Annotated in this window: 15 protein-coding genes; 7 read left to right on the top strand and 8 right to left on the bottom strand. The window is 70.5% G+C overall.

Going from position 1 to position 15,066, the window contains the following annotated elements; all coding sequences use genetic code 11:
• Positions 1-11 precede the first annotated feature (11 nt).
• A complete protein-coding gene (locus HQK15_RS08020) occupies positions 12-1,154 on the bottom strand; it encodes an NYN domain-containing protein (protein WP_173490828.1) in 1,143 nt (380 codons plus the stop codon).
• Between the two features lie 159 nt (positions 1,155-1,313).
• Here HQK15_RS08020 and HQK15_RS08015 point away from each other — a divergent pair, with 159 nt between their 5' ends.
• Positions 1,314-2,555: an HNH endonuclease signature motif containing protein gene (locus HQK15_RS08015; RefSeq protein ID WP_173490827.1), complete on the top strand. Its 1,242-nt coding sequence runs from the start codon at positions 1,314-1,316 to the stop codon at positions 2,553-2,555.
• A gap of 23 nt (positions 2,556-2,578) precedes the next feature.
• On the opposite strand, the gene guaB is transcribed toward HQK15_RS08015, so the two are convergent.
• Complete coding sequence (gene guaB, locus HQK15_RS08010) at positions 2,579-4,090, bottom strand: IMP dehydrogenase (RefSeq protein WP_173490826.1); 1,512 nt, start codon at positions 4,088-4,090, stop codon at positions 2,579-2,581.
• 109 nt (positions 4,091-4,199) lie between these two features.
• Here guaB and HQK15_RS08005 point away from each other — a divergent pair, with 109 nt between their 5' ends.
• Positions 4,200-4,805 carry a TetR/AcrR family transcriptional regulator gene (locus HQK15_RS08005; RefSeq protein ID WP_173490825.1) on the top strand — a complete coding sequence of 202 codons (606 nt, stop codon included), beginning with the start codon at positions 4,200-4,202 and terminating at the stop codon, positions 4,803-4,805.
• 3 nt (positions 4,806-4,808) lie between these two features.
• Here the strand turns inward: HQK15_RS08005 and HQK15_RS08000 are convergent, their stop codons facing one another.
• The 4 genes from HQK15_RS08000 to HQK15_RS07985 are packed head-to-tail and all read right to left on the bottom strand — an operon-like array spanning position 4,809 to position 8,896.
• Positions 4,809-5,531, bottom strand: coding sequence for a siderophore-interacting protein (locus HQK15_RS08000; protein ID WP_173490824.1), 723 nt, complete (start codon positions 5,529-5,531; stop codon positions 4,809-4,811).
• A gap of 4 nt (positions 5,532-5,535) precedes the next feature.
• Positions 5,536-6,531 (bottom strand): ABC transporter substrate-binding protein, encoded by a 996-nt coding sequence (locus tag HQK15_RS07995; protein ID WP_173490823.1) that lies wholly within the window; start codon positions 6,529-6,531, stop codon positions 5,536-5,538.
• Between the two features lie 24 nt (positions 6,532-6,555).
• Entirely contained in the window at positions 6,556-7,986 is a 1,431-nt protein-coding gene (locus tag HQK15_RS07990; RefSeq protein ID WP_173490822.1) for an RNB domain-containing ribonuclease, read from the bottom strand.
• Between the two features lie 22 nt (positions 7,987-8,008).
• The gene (locus tag HQK15_RS07985; protein ID WP_173490821.1) at positions 8,009-8,896 is read right to left on the bottom strand and encodes a MerR family transcriptional regulator; all 888 of its coding nucleotides are present in this window, start codon (positions 8,894-8,896) and stop codon (positions 8,009-8,011) included.
• Positions 8,897-9,067: 171 nt separating this feature from the next.
• On the opposite strand from HQK15_RS07985, the gene HQK15_RS07980 reads away from it, so the two are divergent.
• Complete coding sequence (locus HQK15_RS07980) at positions 9,068-9,409, top strand: ANTAR domain-containing protein (RefSeq protein ID WP_173490820.1); 342 nt, start codon at positions 9,068-9,070, stop codon at positions 9,407-9,409.
• A gap of 85 nt (positions 9,410-9,494) precedes the next feature.
• Here the strand turns inward: HQK15_RS07980 and groL are convergent, their stop codons facing one another.
• Together groL and groES are read right to left on the bottom strand one after the other, a co-directional pair.
• Entirely contained in the window at positions 9,495-11,099 is a 1,605-nt protein-coding gene (gene groL, locus HQK15_RS07975) for a chaperonin GroEL (RefSeq protein WP_173490819.1), read from the bottom strand.
• A 100-nt stretch (positions 11,100-11,199) separates the two neighbouring features.
• A complete protein-coding gene (groES, locus tag HQK15_RS07970; protein WP_056606353.1) occupies positions 11,200-11,493 on the bottom strand; it encodes a co-chaperone GroES in 294 nt (97 codons plus the stop codon).
• A gap of 203 nt (positions 11,494-11,696) precedes the next feature.
• Here groES and HQK15_RS07965 point away from each other — a divergent pair, with 203 nt between their 5' ends.
• From HQK15_RS07965 to HQK15_RS07950, 4 genes are read left to right on the top strand one after another with little or no spacing between them, the layout of a single operon-like run.
• Positions 11,697-12,851, top strand: a complete 1,155-nt coding sequence (locus tag HQK15_RS07965; RefSeq protein WP_173490818.1) for a class I SAM-dependent methyltransferase — start codon at positions 11,697-11,699, stop codon at positions 12,849-12,851.
• Positions 12,848-13,564 (top strand): LamB/YcsF family protein, encoded by a 717-nt coding sequence (locus tag HQK15_RS07960; RefSeq protein ID WP_217361540.1) that lies wholly within the window; start codon positions 12,848-12,850, stop codon positions 13,562-13,564. The genes HQK15_RS07965 and HQK15_RS07960 overlap by 4 nt, the downstream gene beginning before the upstream one ends.
• Positions 13,561-14,142: a 5-oxoprolinase subunit B family protein gene (locus HQK15_RS07955; RefSeq protein WP_367649097.1), complete on the top strand. Its 582-nt coding sequence runs from the start codon at positions 13,561-13,563 to the stop codon at positions 14,140-14,142. The genes HQK15_RS07960 and HQK15_RS07955 overlap by 4 nt, the downstream gene beginning before the upstream one ends.
• Entirely contained in the window at positions 14,139-14,990 is an 852-nt protein-coding gene (locus HQK15_RS07950; protein ID WP_173490816.1) for a 5-oxoprolinase subunit C family protein, read from the top strand. Before HQK15_RS07955 ends, HQK15_RS07950 begins: the two co-directional genes overlap by 4 nt.
• Positions 14,991-15,066: the final 76 nt, after the last annotated feature.

The raw sequence follows: 15,066 nt of genomic DNA, 5'->3' as shown, positions 1-15,066 counted from the left end.
CGGCCGCGTGCCTACTGGACGCCGCGCTGGATGTCGTCGAGCGACAGGTCGGGCAGCACGCCCGCCGGGTTGGCGTTGCGGCGCACCAGCACCGGCTGGACGTCGTCGCTCTCGCGGGCCAGCGCGTACTGCGTGTCGGCCAGCGCGAACCGGAGCGCACGCGACATCGAGCTCACCTTGGCGTCCGAGGGGCTGATGTGGGGTGCGGCCGCCTTGATCGCCATCGCGAGGATCGGCAGGGTCCCGCCCTCGTTGGCGAGCTTGTCGCAGTAGCTGCGGACCTTGGGGTCGGACAGCACCTTCTTGATGATCGCCTTGTAGTCGTCGGGCGAGGATGCCGGACCGTCGTGGACGACCGCGATCTCCTGGGCCATCTCGTGCCACGAGATCTTGGCGGCCTTCCTGGGCTGCTCGGTCCTCTTGGGCTCGGCCTTCTTTGCCTGTTCCTTCTTGGGCTGCTCCTGCTTGGGCTCGGCCTTCTTCGGCTCGGCCTTCCTGGGCTGCTCCTGCTTCGGCTCGGCCTTCTTCGCGGGCCGCTCGACAAGAGGCCGCTCGACGACGGGCTTCTCCGCCCGCGACCGGTCGGTGCGCGCGGGGCGCCTCGTGGGCAGCTGGGCGGAGGGGTCGCCGGAGAAGATCGGCTGCAGCGCCGCGGCGGGCGGGGTCGCCTTGATCTTCAGCGGGACGTACTGGTCGACCTCCTGCTCCAGCACGTTGTTGACCGGGTGGTCAGCGAGCGTCGCACCGATGACGTACTTGTCGAGCTCGTGGAGGCGGCGTACCAGCGGGACGAAGTCGCCGTCGGCCGACACGATGATGAAGACCTCGAGCTGGTCGAGATCGGCCGCCGCCCGCAGGCAGTCGACCACGAGGACGATGTCAGCGGCGTTCTTCTCGGCCTTGCTGACCGAGAAGACCTGCATCGTCTGCACGCCGGCCCGCTCGACGTCGCGGCGGTAGTCCTCGAGGCCCAGCGCGCTCCAGTCGGCGTAGGCACGGGCGAGGGCAATGCTGCCCGCGCCCGCCTCGCGCGCGGCGGCACGTTCGAGCTGGTCGAGGATGTCCGCCATCGACAGGTCGGGGATGTCGAGCTTGCCGTAGCCCTTGAACAGGTTCTCGGCGTCGATGAAGACGGCAACGTTGCGGTTGGTCACAGCCTCGAGGCTAACGGTCCCCCAGCATCGCCACCGCGCTGTGCGTCCGAGGGCGCTGCGTGGCGCCCTGCGCGGCATGTCGATCGGACCAGCGATGCCCTGTGGAAATCGCTCTGATCGCAGAAGGTTCGTGTCAGTGGTGGCCTCTAGAGTTGAAGCATGTTCGAAGCCGTGCCGACTGGTCGCCTCCTCGACGAGGTGCGCGCGCACGACTTCGCTGGGGAGCCGGCTCTGGAGGTCGATGCGGTCCGGGTCGATGCGATCCGTGAGCTCGACCGCACCATCCGGGCCGCGCAGGCCGAGCAGGTCCGCCAGGTCGCCCTGCTGCACCGCGAACGCGCTCGCAAGATGGGCCTGGGTCACGGCGATCCGACCCTGTCGGTGATCGGCGAGGTGTCGATGGCAAGGATGATCGGGCCGACGGCGGCGGGCACGCAGGTCGAACTGGCTCTGGGGATGACCAGGTTGCCGAAGGTGTTCGCGCTCTTCGAAGCCGGCCTGATCAGTGAGGCCACCGCTCGTGCGGTGGCGCGGGAGACCCAGTCCCTGCACGTCGATGACGACGTGGTCGCTGATGGGGAGATCGCCGCGAAGATCACCGGCATGACGACCGCCCAGGCCAGGGACGCCGCAGCCAGGGTCGTCATCGGCATCGATGCTGAGGCCGCCCACGAAAGGGCCCGCCGCAACCGGGCTGATGCCCGGGTCACCCTGCACCCCGACACCGACGGCATCGCCCACCTGCGGGTTCGGGGACCGGCTGAGCAGATCGTCGCCGCCCACCGGGCCCTCGACGACTGGGCCACCGGCCTCCGCTCCACCGGAGACCCCCGATCACGGGGCCAGATCATGACCGGCACCCTCGTCGAACGCGTCACCGGACAAGCATTCGCCGACGACATCGCCGTCGAGATCAACCTCGTCCTCGACGCCAAGACCCTCGTCGCCGGTGGTGACACACCCGTCGAGCTCGACGGCTACGGACCCATCAGCCCCGATGTCGCCGACGAGATCATTGCCAAAGCCCGCACCGCGTCCATCCGCCGCCTGTTCGTCGACCCCGCCGACGGCACACTCCTCGTCCGCGAACCCAGGCGGCGGCGTTTCACCCGCACCACCTCAGCCCACATCCGCACCCGCGACCGCCGCTGCAGACAACCCGGCTGCGACGCCACGATCCGCCACGACGACCACATCCACGCCCACGAACACGGCGGACTCTCCGTCGCCGACAACGGTCAAGGGCTCTGCGTCAGATCCCACACCATCAAGCACCAACCCGGCTGGACCATCACCACCACCGGAAACACCACCACCTGGCACACCCCCACCGGCCACCAGTACCGGTCAACCCCACCACCCGTCCTGCCCGGACGAGACCCCGGCCACCAACGCCAATAACGGCGGGCTGAGCCGGAAGGCGACTACCGCGAGGAGTAGTTCGGGGCCTCGGCGGTCATCTGGATGTCGTGCGGGTGGCTCTCCTTGAGCGACGCCGACGTGATCCGGACGAACCGGCCCTTGTCCTGCAGCTCGGGGATCGTGCGGGCGCCGACGTAGAACATCGACTGGTTGAGGCCGCCGATGAGCTGGTGCGCGACCGCGGACAGCGGGCCGCGGTAGGCGACCTGGCCCTCGATGCCCTCGGGGACGATCTTGTCGTCGCTGGTGACCTCGGCCTGGAAGTAGCGGTCCTTGGAGTACGACTTCTTGCCGCGGCTGCTCATCGCGCCCAGCGAGCCCATGCCCCGGTAGGCCTTGAACTGCTTGCCGTTGACGAAGACCACCTCACCGGGCGACTCCTCCACACCGGCGAGCATCGAGCCGATCATGACGGTCTCGGCCCCGGCGACCAGGGCCTTGGCGATGTCGCCGGACTGCTGCAGACCGCCGTCGGCGATCACGGGGATGCCCGCGGCCTTGGCCGCGAGGGACGCCTCGTAGACGGCAGTGATCTGCGGGACGCCGCAGCCGGTCACGACGCGCGTGGTGCAGATCGAGCCGGGCCCGAAGCCGACCTTGACGGCGTCTGCGCCGGCGTCGACGAAGGCCTGCGAGCCCTCACGGGTGGCGACGTTGCCGCCGATGACCTGCACGTGGCGGGTCGCCGGGTCGGTCTTGAGCCGCTTGACGATGTCGAGCAGCAGCCGGACGTGGCCGTGGGCCGTGTCGGCCACGAGCACGTCGACACCGGCCTCGATGAGGGTCGTCGCACGCTCCCACGCATCGCCGAAGTAGCCGATCGCGGCACCGACCATGAGGCGGCCGTCGGCGTCGTAGGAGGCCTGCGGGAACTGCTCGCCCTTGACGAAGTCCTTGACCGTGATGAGGCCGGCGAGACGTCCGTCGGGATCGACCAGCGGCAGGCGCTCACGCTTGTGCTTGCGCAGCAGCAAGGTCGCGTCCTCACGGGAGATACCGACGTCACCGGTGATCAGCGGCATCGGGGTCATCATCTCGTCGACCTTGGTCGTGGCCCACTCCGCGACCGGGGTGAAACGCAGGTCGCGGTTGGTGATGATGCCGATGAGACGCTCGTCGGGATCGACGACCGGCAGGCCGGAGACGCGGTACTCGCCGCAGATGCGGTCGAGGTCCTCCAGCGTCGCGTCGGGACCGATCGTCACGGGGTTGGAGATGATGCCGGTCTGCGTGCGCTTGACCAGATCGACCTGGTAGGCCTGGTCCTCGAGCGAGAGATTGCGGTGCAGGACGCCGATGCCACCCTGGCGCGCCATCGCGATCGCCATGCGTGACTCGGTCACCGTGTCCATGGCAGCGCTGATGAGCGGGACCTTGAGGCTGATCTCGCGGGTCAGCCGCGACGTGGTGTCGATCTCGGCCGGGTTGAGGTCGGAGAACCCCGGCAGCAGGAGCACGTCGTCGTACGTGAGTCCGAGAGTCGCGAACTTGTCAGGAATGCCCGTCTGCTCCATGCCCTCATGGTATCTCCCGAGGGAAGTCGGCCGACCGCCTGCTGAGAGTCTGCTGATTACCCGCGGTTCGCTGCGCCGATGACCCGTACCCGGAGTACGCTGCATCTTCATGGAGCGCAAGCCAGGGCGCCCGCGGGCCCTCACCGTTGACGTGATTGCCCAAGCGGCCCTCGACGACGGAATCGACACCTTCAGCATGCCGTCTGTGGCCCGCCGTCTCGGCGTCGCGCACTCCGGCCTCTACCGCTACGTCACCGATCGCGACGATCTGCTGATCCAGGCGATGGACAAGGCCTACATGGCCACGACCTGGCCGAGCACCGACCTCCCGTGGGACGAGCTGCTGCGCGAGCTGGGCGAGTCGGTCTGGCGGGCGTGCGACGCCCACCCGGGCCTCGACCGCGCCTCGCAGATGGCTCCCCGACCCTCGTCGGCAGTCGTCAACATGATGGACGGCTGGGTCGCCGCCGTGCACGCCCAGGACTTCCAGCTCGAGGACGCCGCTGTCGCCGTCGAGTTCGCGATCTCCCTCGCGCTCGACTGCTCGAGCCAGATGGCCCGCCTGCGCCGCATGCAGGAGGACTTCCCGGTCCGCACCGAGATCCCGGTCATCAAGCCCTACGACACCGATGAGGTCTGGAAGGGCCGCGGCCTCTTCGAGCGCAAGCTCGACATCTTCCTGGCCGGCCTCGCGACGCGACGCATCGAGTCCTAGGACTCACAGCCCCGACCTGCCGGTGGCCCAGTAGGGCTGCGTCCTGATCTGGCGCCGGTCGAGCCCGCACGCCGCGCGGAGGAACGTCCGCTGGCGCTGGATCGACTGCCCATGCCCGGCGAGGTGGACCACCGGGTCCTCGAGCGCCGTCACTCGATCGTGATGCTGGTCGAGCCAGTCGTCGAGGGTGAGACCGGGCTCGTCGCCGGCGGCCACCACGACCGCTCCGGGCACCAGCTCGCGCACTGCCTCGACGTCGTCGGCATCGACCTCGAGCACCGCCAACAGGGTCCGCCCCTCCCGGGCCGCCCGATCACTCATCGACATCGCCAGGCTGATGACCGTCGAGTCGCCCAGCAGGACGACCGGCGCCTCGTCATCGGTCCACCGGAAGCCGCGCGTCGACGACCACCGGCACAGCAGCACGTCGTCACCCACCGACCAACCCGCGATGAGCTCCTCCCCCGGACCAGCACCATGGCGGTGCACGATGATCGTGACCTCGCCGGCCTCCGGGTCGAGCGCGGCCGGCGTGTAGTGCCGAAAGTCGGTGCGCGAGACCCGGAACGCGGTCACGTCGCACGGATCCGTGCTCGTGCCGACGAGGTCGTCCCCCGCCAGCACGAGCCGGGTCAGGTTCGCACCCATCGCCTCGTGCACCGCGACCCGCAGCCCGAAGGACTGCGCATCGATGCGGTCGGCGATGACCCCCAGCGTGCGACCCATCGTCCTAGAGCTGCTTCTCGAGATCGTCCGCGAGACGGTCCATCAGGTCGGCGTAGGCCTGGTAGCTCGGCGGCGCGACGGACGTCCACGGAACGTATGCCTCGTCCTGGGCCGCGGCGAGGGTCTGGAAGACCTTCTCCTGGGCGAACAGCTGTAGACCGGCCGCGCCGATGCGGTCGTCGTACAGGAAGATGTCGGCCGGGTACTTGTCGGCCTTCTCCCAGCTCAGGCTCTCGAAGTAGCCGCCCGCGTCGGGGTTGTCGGGGACGGTGAGGGGCAGGCCCAGCTCGTCCTTCCAGTAGAACAGGTCGGGGCTGACCTTCGGGTTGGAGACGTAGAACAGGTCCTGCGCGGCCGAGCCGGCGAGGATCGTGCGGTCGCCGAGGTCGGCCGACACCTTCTTGACGCGGTCGGCCGCGGTGGTGAACGCCTCGTGCGAGGCGGTCGTGCCGTCGGACTCGAGGTCGGCGCCGAGGGCCTTGGCAGCCCGCTCCGTGCCGTCGAGCAGCTCGGGCAGGGTCTTGCCGTCGAAGCTGACGACGAGGATCGGTGCGAGCTTCTTCAGGTCGGTGGCGGTCTTGTCGTTGATGTACCAGAGGTCGTCGTCGAGGTAGGCGCTCGTGACGACGAGATCGGGCTTGAGCTCGGCGGCGTCCTCGAGGTTGATCGAGCCGTAGTCACCGCCGCCCGTCACGTCGGGGGCCTTGGCGATGTCGAGGCCGGCGACCTGCGAGTCGGGCTCGCCGTCAGCATTCTTGAGCGGGCCGAACGTGCCGACGATCTTGTCGCCGAGGCCGAGGTCGGTCAGGGCCGCTGCCATCGACGACTGCACCAGCAGGCGCTCGGGCGCCTTGTCGAGGTCGATCTGGTTGCCGAGGTCGTCCGTGAAGCTGAAGGACGACGAGTCCTTCGAGCCGGTGGAGTCAGCGTCGGACGAGCCGCAGGCGGCCAGGGTCGTGAGGGCCAGCGCGGCCAGTGCCGCGAGGAGAATCTTCTTCATAAGGCGACCCTAACGTAGGCCAGCCTAACCTTTGACGTGACCCTTCTCATAGCCGAAGACGACCCGCCGACGGACCACGTCGACCTCCGCCAGACGCACCCGGACGTGCTGCCCCTCCGGAAGTCCGCTGCCCGTGCACGTTGCGATGACCGGAGGGGTCACGAGCATGACCTCACCCTGCGACCGCTCGGCGCGCACGACGATCGCGTCGAAGACCTCGCCCACCCGCCCCTCGAGCTCCCAGACCTCCGCCTGGTCGATGCAGGTGCGATCCGCCTTCGACGCCGCCTGGTCGGAGGAACGCATGATGTCGCCCAGCACCGGCAGTGCCTCTCGCACCCACGCCGGGATCTCGCGCTCCGCGCAGATCGCCAGGCAGATCTCGGTGCCGAACCGGTCGGCGAGCCGGCGCAGCGGTGCCGTCACGTGGGCGTACGGGCCGCCGACACCGGCGTGGTCAGCCTGCTCCGGCGGCGTGCCGTCGAACGCGACGTAGCCCGCCCCCCGCAGGAGCCCGGTCGCCTCGCGCATCAACGCGATGGACGCCGGCAGGTCTGGATCGAGGTCGGCGAGCACCTCGGACGGCGTCGCGGTGTCAGCGACTGCCACGCCGAGCGACCGAGCCGTCCGCAGGAAGGCGGCCCGCGCCTCGTCCTCCGCAGGCGGGAGCGTGCGGAGCAGACCCACGCCGGCCCCGAGCATGAGACGAGCAGCACCCATGCCGGTGAGCAGCGACACCTCGGCGTTCCACCCGTCGACCTCGGTGCGACGTCGCATGCGCACGACCCAGTCCGGTCCCGGACCCTCGGGCGAGTCCGCGGCGACGACCTCCTGCTCGGGCAGCGCCAGCTCGACGGCCTCGAGGCCGACGCGGAGGGCACGCCGCAGCCGCCCGAGATCGGCCAACGGCTCGATCGACGGATGCGGTGATCCCGCGTCGAACGACTGCTGGACGCCCTCGTAGTCGAGCTGGGCCACCGACCTGACCCGGGCCCGGCGCACCGACACGTGGCTCGCCTCGCCCCGCTCGTCGACGTCGATCGTCCACAGCGCCGCTCCCCTGACCTGGTCGGGCAGCAGGCTGAGCGATCCCTCGGAGATGACGGGCGGGTGCAGCGGCACGCGACCGTCGGGCAGGTAGATCGTCTGGCCCCGCCGCCGCGCCTCGGAGTCGACCGCACCACCGGCAGGTATCGCGGATCCGAGGTCGGCGATCGCGTAGTGGACCCGGAACCCCGACCCGATCCGCTCGATGAAGACCGCCTGGTCGAGGTCGCGGGCGCCCGGCGGGTCGATCGTCACGAAGGGGATGCTCGTGGCGTCCTCGACGTCCGGTGCCCTGGCCGCTGCGATCGTCGTGGCCTCGGCCAGCACGTCGTCGGGGAACTCGTCGGTCCTGGCCGCCGATGGCAGCCCCAGCTCGGCACGGACCGCGTCGAAGTCGTGGGTGCTCACGCTCCGAACGTACCCGGTCCCCTCACCGCTGCAGCTGGTCGACGATCGTGGTGGCGGCGACGGACAGGCTCGTGCCCAGGTAGGTGCCGGGCACCCCGATCCGCAGCTCCGGCGACGAGAAGGCGTTGCCGGCGTAGAAGACCGCCGTGCCCGTGTCGTCGACGGCAACCACCGTCTCGACCGCGGGTCGGCGCTGCGCCCGCAGGTGCGACACCACCACGACCGCCTCGGCGTGGGTCGCCACGATCGCGGCCAGCACGGCCTCACAGGTCGTGCGAGGCCCCATGAGCCGCGCCCCTCGCCCCCGCTCGGCCAGCAGCGCGGCGAGCGCCTCCAGCCCGACGGTGTGCTGGTCGCGAGGACCGCACGCCAGCACGATCGGCCTGTCGTGGCAGACGTCCGGGGCCAAGGTCGTGGACCGCGCGAACCAGCCGCGGATGGTCTCGGTCGTGACGTGCTCCTGCTCCAGCCCGCAGCGGCCTGCCTCCCACCAGGCACCCACCTGCCGGAGCGCCGGCATGACGACCTGGTCGATCGTCATCGACAGCCCGAGCTCGGCGCGGGACTCCTCGAGGACGGCTCGCAGGCCGTCGGGGTCGATGCGGCCCGAGGCCTCGAGCAGGGCGGTGATGCGCGGCTGGGCCGGGTTGTCGCGGTCGAGCAGGAGCCTCACGGACCGGGCTGCGTCGGATGCGCGGAGGCCGCGGGCGATCTCGTCGCGCATGAGACGGATCTCCTGCAGCTCGTCGGCGCCGTAGCGTCGATGACCGCCCTCGCTGCGGACCGTGGTCGGCACGCCGTAGCGCCGCTCCCACGACCGCAGGGTCGGCGCCGGGACGCCCAGCAGCTCGCTCACGCGGCGGATCTGCAGCCCACCGGCGGGCAGGACGATGGCGGACTCCGATGCCACGGCCACCTCCGGTCCACGGGGCACCTGAGGCTCCGCACCTGAAGGGTCGCACGCCCGCCAGAACTGCATAACTTCACCCCTGTTGCACCCCTGTACGGCGCAGCACGATTGAAATGTCAACAACTCACCCAGCCGACATTCCCTCCCCATCCGGACCTCGAGGCAGGCGTCATGTCAACGACTCAGCAGGACCTGGAAGCAACCCTTCGCGACGAGCTGGAGGGATTTCGCCGCGCGATGGAGCGTCGCGCCGCCATCGAGCAGGCGAAGGGGGTGCTGATGTTCCTCTACCAGCTCGACGACTCGCACGCGTTCTCGATCCTGCAGCGGTGGTCGATGCAGTCCAACCTCAAGCTGCGTGACCTCGCCGTGGCGCTGCTCGAGGTGTGTGTGCAGGGCAACCACTCGCCGACCGACCGCGATCCCGCGCGGATGGCTGTGCGCGCGGCACTGCGGCGGGCCGACTGCACGGGCACCGATCCTTACCTGCCCCCGGTGCTGCGCGAGGCCTGACCAGCCCCGAGCACGACCCGCAACGACGACGCTGCCCGCCCCCTCGACGAGGGGGCGGGCAGCGAGCGTCGTGCAGACGGATCGATCAGTGGTGGTGACCGGCGTGCGCGTCGTCGGCCTCTTCGGCCGGCTTCTCGACGATCAGCGTCTCCGTGGTCAGGAGCATCGCGGTGATCGACGCGGCGTTGGCGAGCGCGGAACGCGTCACCTTGACCGGGTCGAGGACGCCCTGGGCGACCAGGTCGCCGTACTCGCCCGTGGCCGCGTTGTAGCCCTCGCCGCTCTCGCGGACCTTGTTGACGACGACCTCGCCGGAGACGCCGCCGTTGCGGGCGATCCACTCGAGCGGGGCGTCGGCGCCGATGCGGACGATGCGGACACCGACTGCCTCGTCACCGGTCAGGCCCAGGTTGCCGTCGAGCACCGAGACGGCGTGGACGAGAGCCGAGCCGCCACCGGCGACGATGCCCTCCTCGATCGCCGCGCGAGTCGCCGAGACGGCGTCCTCGATGCGGTGCTTCTTCTCCTTGAGCTCGACCTCGGTGGCCGCGCCGACCTGGATGACGCAGACGCCGCCGGCGAGCTTGGCCAGACGCTCCTGGAGCTTCTCGCGGTCCCAGTCCGAGTCGGTGTTCTCGATCTCGGCCTTGATCTGGTTGACGCGACCCTCGACCTCAGAGGTCTCGCCGCCACCCTCGATGATCGTCGTGTCGTCCTTGGTGATGACGACGCGGCGCGCGGTGCCGAGCGCCTCGAGGCCGATCGTGTCGAGCTTGAGACCGACGTCGGGCGTCACGACCTCGGCGCCCGTGAGGGTCGCGATGTCCTGGAGCATCGCCTTGCGGCGGTCACCGAACGCCGGCGCCTTGACGGCGGCCGAGGTGAACGTGCCCTTGATCTTGTTGACGACCAGCGTCGACAGGGCCTCGCCCTCGATGTCCTCGGCGATGATGAACAGCGGCTTGCCGGCCTGGACGACCTTCTCGAGGATCGGCAGCAGGTCGCTGACCGACGAGATCTTGCCCTGGTTGACCAGGATGTAGGGATCGTCGAGGACGACCTCCATGCGCTCGGTGTCGGTGACCATGTAGGGCGACAGGTAGCCCTTGTCGAACTGCATGCCCTCGGTGAACTCGAGCTCGGTGCCCATGGTGTTGGACTCCTCGACCGTGATCACGCCGTCCTTGCCGACCTTGTCGAAGGCCTCGGCGATGAGCTCGCCGATGTGGGCGTCACGCGACGACACCGTGGCGACGTCGGTCATGTCCTTGATGTCGTCGACCTCGCGGGCGACCGAGTGCAGCTGCTCGACGACGGCCTTGACGGCAGCCTCGATGCCCTTCTTGAGGCCGACCGGGTTGGCGCCGGCCGCGACGGCGCGCAGGCCCTCGTGGACCATGGCCTGGGCCAGGACGGTCGCGGTGGTCGTGCCGTCACCGGCGACGTCGTTCGTCTTGGTGGCGACTTCCTTGGCCAGCTGGGCGCCGAGGTTCTCGAACGGGTCGTCGAGCTCGACCTCGCGGGCGACGGTCACGCCGTCGTTGGTGATCGTGGGGGCGCCCCACTTCTTGTCGAGGACGACGTAGCGACCCTTGGGGCCGAGCGTGACCTTGACGGTGTTGGCGAGCTTGTCGACGCCGCGCTCCAGTGAGCGACGCGCGTTCTCGTCGAATTCAAGAATCTTGGGCATCTGTTGCCTCTTTCACAAGAAATTTTGGGGTGCGACTGGGGCCTGGGGGCCCGGAAAGTGAGAGGCCCCGGCACCCCGTGAGGGGCGCCGGGGCGTCAGATCACGAAACGACAGCGAGAACGTCGCGCGCGGAGAGGATGAGGTACTCCTCGCCCGCGTACTTGACCTCGGTGCCGCCGTACTTGCTGAAGATGACCTTGTCGCCCTCGGCGACATCGAGCGGAACGCGGTTGCCGTTGTCGTCGACCCGACCGGGGCCGACCGACACGACGATGCCTTCCTGCGGCTTCTCCTTGGCGGTGTCCGGAATAACGAGTCCGGACGCAGTGGTCTGCTCGGCCTCGACGACCTGGATGACCAGGCGGTCTTCGAGCGGCTTGATGGTGACCGACACGTGTCGACCTCCCCTTTCAACGGTGAAACGTTGGACGTGGGTGAGAACGCCGTCGCGGGGGTCGTGCTCACCGGTGGTTGGCACTCACATGGTGAGAGTGCCAATACGAAACTTAGCACGTCGCTGGCACTCCCCCCAAGAGACTGCTAATCAGTTTCGCGATCGGCGAACGCCCGCGCACAGCGACACGGCACACTTCTCGCATGGATCTCGAGACCTTCGAGCAGCTCATGACTCCCGCCGGCCAGCTGCTGCTGTCAGAGGTCGCCGCGCGGGCGGGCATCGAGAGCGATCTCGCACTCGGCACGCGACTGCGCAAGACGTACCAGCCGGGGTTCGTCGCGGCGGCCGTGACGCAGAACCACCTGCGCGGCAAGGCCGTGGCGAAGTTCGGCGACGACGCCGCCCGTCTCTACTTCACCCACGACGCCCTCGAGCAGTCCACCCGCATGTCGGTCGCGACCCACCGCGCCTCGCGGCTCGCGTCGACCGGCGCCGAGGCGGTCGTCGACCTCGGCTGCGGCATCGGCGGCGACCTCATCGCCCTGGCCCGTGCCGGTCTCGAGGTGCGCGGCGTCGAGAAGGACCCGGTCCGAGCCGCGATCGCCACCGCCAACCTGCGATCGCTCGACCTGACCGGCGAGGTCGTGTGCGCTGACGCCCGCGACGTCACGATCGGTCGGGACGAGGTCGCGTTCATCGATCCCGCCCGCCGCGACGGTCGCGGTCGGACGTTCTCGACCGCCGACCTGCAGCCGCCGTGGGACTGGGTCCGGCAGCTCCTGGCGGGCCGTGCGGTCGCCAAGGTCATGCCCGGTCTCGCCCACGACGCCGTGCCGACCGGCGTCGAGGCCGAGTGGGTCAGCGACGGGGGCGACCTCGTCGAGGCCTGCCTGTGGGGCGTCCCGTTCGCGACGACCGACCGCCGGTCGACGGTGCTACCCTCGGGCGCCGGTCTCGTCGCGGCCGGCGAGCCCGCTGCGGTGGCCGAGGTCGGCGCCTACCTCTACGAGCCGGACGACGCCGTGATCCGGGCCGGTCTGGTGAGCGAGCTCGCCGCGACCATCGGAGGCTGGCTGCCCGACGGCCACATCGCCTACGTCAGCTCGGACCACGCCGACACCACACCGCTCGCGCGGGGATTCCGGATCGTCGACGAGCTGCCGTTTCGCGAGAAGCCGCTCAAGGCCGCGCTGCAGGTGCGACGGGTCGGCACGCTCACGATCAAGAAGCGCGGCGTCGACATCGTGCCGGAGGAGGTCGTGCGGCGGATGAAGCTCAAGGGCCCCAACAAGGCCCTCGTCGTGATGACCCGGGTCCAGGGGCAGGGACGGGCCTTCCTCGTGGAGCGGCTCTGATGCGGGTCGACCTCAACGCCGACCTCGGGGAGTCGTGGGAGCGCTGGCACTCCGGCGAGGACGTCGCCCTGCTCGACGTCGTCACGTCGGCCAACGTCTGCTGCGGGGCCTACGCCGGTGACGCCGAGCTCATGCGGGTGACCTGCGAGGCGGCCGTCGCCCGGGGCGTCGCGATCGGCGCACAGGTCGGCTACCCGGACCGCGAGCACTTCGGACGCCTGCCGCTCGACGTGCCGGCCGCCGAGCTGACGGCCGAGCTGCTGGCGCAGATCCGGCTCCTCGACGAGATCGCCCGTGCCGCCGGCGGCTCGGTCACGTACGTCAAGCCGCACGGTGCGCTCTACAACACGATCGTCCACGACGAGCCGCAGGCGCAGGCCGTCGTCGACGCTCTCCTGCAGCTCGCCTCCCCGCTGCCCCTGCTCGGCCTGCCCGGCTCGGCGTCGCTCGGGATCGCCGCGGCCTCAGGCATCCCGGTCGTCCACGAGGGCTTCGCCGATCGGGCCTACACCCCCGACGGGCGCCTGGTGCCGCGCTCCGAGCCCGGCGCGGTGCTCGACGACCGTGCCGCCGTCGCAGCCCAGGCCGTGCGGCTGCTGGGCGACGTGGCGTCGATCTGCGTGCACAGCGACAGTCCCGGCGCGCTCGACCTGGCCCGGGCGGTCCGCGTCGCGCTGGAGGGCGCCGGCGCCGAGGTCGCGAGCGCACCGTGAACATCCGCCCCTACGGCGACGCGGCGCTGCTGCTCGACTGCGGCGACCTCGAGGAAGCACAGGCGTGGTTCGCTGCCCTGCGCCACGAGGCCGAGGTCGTGCTCGGGGCCCGCACCGTGCTGGTCCGGGGCGAGCCGTCGTCGTTGCGTGCCCTCGTCGGCCGCACCACGCCGCAGGACCCGACCACGGCAGCGAGCTCCCCCCTCGTCGAGGTCCCCGTGACGTACGACGGGCCCGACCTCGTCGAGGTCGCCGACCTGACCGGTCTGAGCCGTGACGAGGTCGTCGCCGCCCACACGGGAGCACCGTGGACCGTGGCGTTCGGCGGGTTCGCGCCGGGCTTCTCCTACCTCGTCGGAGGGGATCCGCGCCTCGCCGTCCGGCGACGGTCCTCGCCCCGCACCAGCGTGCCCGCGGGCAGCGTGGGCCTGGCCGGCGAGTTCAGCGGCGTCTATCCCCGGGCGTCGCCCGGCGGGTGGCAGCTGATCGGTCGGACGTCCCTTCAGATGTGGGACACGAGCCGCGACCAGCCCGCGCTGCTGACCCCCGGGACGATCGTGAGGTTCGTGACCGGATGAGCCTCGTCGTCGTCCAGACCGGTCTGCTGAGCCTCGTGCAGGACTCCGGCCGCCCGGGCCTCGGCCACCTCGGCGTCAGCACGTCAGGGGCCTTCGACCGGGTGGCCCTGCGCCAGGTCAACGCGGTGCTCGGCAACGCCGCGGACGCGGCCGTGATCGAGGCCATCGGCGGTGGGCTCGCGCTGCGGGCCACCGAGGCGCACGTCGTGGCGGTGACCGGTGCTGCGGGGCCGGTGACGATCGACGGGCGACAGGCCGCGTACGGCCGCGCGCTTCGCCTCGCCGCAGGACAGCAGCTGGAGCTCGGCACGGCCGTCACCGGCCTGCGCACGTACGTCGCGGTGGCCGGCGGTCTCGACGTCGGCCGCGAGCTCGGCTCGGCCGCGACCGACACCCTCGCCGGGCTCGGCCCCCCGCCGCTGGCCGTCGGTGACGAGCTGCCGACCGGACGTCCGTCGGCTCTGCCCGAGGTCGACGACGTCCCGCCGCTCGGCATCGCCGGAGACATGACGCTCGACGTCGTGCTCGGCCCGCGCGACGACTGGTTCGAGCCCGACGCCATGCGCCGGCTGCTCGACGAGCCGTGGCAGGTCAGTGGTGCGTCCGACCGGGTCGGGGTGCGCCTCACCGGCCCGACGCTCGATCGTTCGCGGGCCGGCGAGCTCCCCAGCGAGCCGTGCGTGCGCGGCAGCGTCCAGGTCGCCGCCGACGGGCAGCCCATCGTCTTCGGTCCCGACCACCCCGTCACCGGTGGCTATCCCGTCATCGCGGTCGTCGTCGACGCGCACACCGACCGCCTGGCCCAGGCGCGGCCCGGGCAGGTCATCAGGTTCCGCCGCCGACCGTGAGCCCTCCGCCTCCGGGAAGGTGGATCGGCAACGCTTCCCGTCGCGACCCCCGTCGCGAGGTGCGTGCGCAACCTCA

Source organism: Aeromicrobium stalagmiti (assembly GCF_013283745.1).
Classification (GTDB): Bacteria; Actinomycetota; Actinomycetes; order Propionibacteriales; family Nocardioidaceae; genus Aeromicrobium; species Aeromicrobium stalagmiti.
The sequence above is the reverse complement of the archived record's forward strand: the minus strand, read 5'-3'. Positions and strand labels throughout refer to the sequence as shown.

What these genes read in the sequence shown, in the direction of transcription:
- HQK15_RS08015 (WP_173490827.1), top strand. Translation starts at nt 1,314, where the DNA reads ATGTTCGAAGCCGTGCCGACTGGTCGCCTCCTCGACGAGGTGCGCGCG.
- HQK15_RS08000 (WP_173490824.1), bottom strand. Translation starts at nt 5,531, where the DNA reads ATGGGTCGCACGCTGGGGGTCATCGCCGACCGCATCGATGCGCAGTCC.
- HQK15_RS07980 (WP_173490820.1), top strand. Translation starts at nt 9,068, where the DNA reads ATGTCAACGACTCAGCAGGACCTGGAAGCAACCCTTCGCGACGAGCTG.
- HQK15_RS07965 (WP_173490818.1), top strand. Translation starts at nt 11,697, where the DNA reads ATGGATCTCGAGACCTTCGAGCAGCTCATGACTCCCGCCGGCCAGCTG.
- groL (WP_173490819.1), bottom strand. Translation starts at nt 11,099, where the DNA reads ATGCCCAAGATTCTTGAATTCGACGAGAACGCGCGTCGCTCACTGGAG.
- HQK15_RS07950 (WP_173490816.1), top strand. Translation starts at nt 14,139, where the DNA reads ATGAGCCTCGTCGTCGTCCAGACCGGTCTGCTGAGCCTCGTGCAGGAC.
- HQK15_RS07995 (WP_173490823.1), bottom strand. Translation starts at nt 6,531, where the DNA reads ATGAAGAAGATTCTCCTCGCGGCACTGGCCGCGCTGGCCCTCACGACC.
- guaB (WP_173490826.1), bottom strand. Translation starts at nt 4,090, where the DNA reads ATGGAGCAGACGGGCATTCCTGACAAGTTCGCGACTCTCGGACTCACG.
- HQK15_RS08005 (WP_173490825.1), top strand. Translation starts at nt 4,200, where the DNA reads ATGGAGCGCAAGCCAGGGCGCCCGCGGGCCCTCACCGTTGACGTGATT.